This is a genomic window from Aeromonas sp. S5(2024) (assembly GCF_041403025.1).
GTDB lineage: Bacteria > Pseudomonadota > Gammaproteobacteria > Enterobacterales > Aeromonadaceae > Aeromonas > Aeromonas hydrophila.
The window spans coordinates 1-501 of the sequence record NZ_JBGLRI010000029.1 but is presented as its reverse complement, the minus strand read 5'-3'; the positions used below and the strand labels follow the sequence as shown (position 1 = coordinate 501).

The window sequence follows — 501 nt, the reverse complement described above, 5'->3', positions numbered from 1 at the left end:
GACCAAATAAAATTTGGTTTTCGCCAAGAAGTTTCCAAAGCACTTGTAACAAATGTTTGAGAACTACTTTTTAAATCAGCTTTCCAGATTGTTAAAGAGCATGTTTGCAACAGCACAAGGCTGAAGAAAACAGAGTTAAGAATCAGTTCTTAACTCTGCATTCTTGTTAGCAAGAAGAGAAGTGGCGTCCCCTAGGGGATTCGAACCCCTGTTACCGCCGTGAAAGGGCGGTGTCCTAGGCCTCTAGACGAAGGGGACCCGGATTTGTCTTTGCGCTTGCGCGCAGGTAACCGGGTAGCGGCTTTCGCTGCTATTCACGTCCCGACACCCAACAAAAGGGCTTCTCTCGTTTGGCTTTCACCAAACAAGCACTGACACGCCAAGGCGCATCAGGTCTTTGCTCTAACTACTTTGAATCAAGGCAATCTGTGTGAACACTCAACAACTTCGTCATCTTAAGGTAAGGAGGTGATCCAACCCCAGGTTCCCCTAGGGTTACCT

Annotated in this window: 1 tRNA gene; it reads right to left on the bottom strand. The window is 47.3% G+C overall.

Annotation, left to right across the window (positions count from 1 at the left end):
• Positions 1–182: 182 nt before the first annotated feature.
• Positions 183–258: transfer RNA gene (locus ACB032_RS22130), tRNA-Glu, on the bottom strand.
• Positions 259–501: the final 243 nt, after the last annotated feature.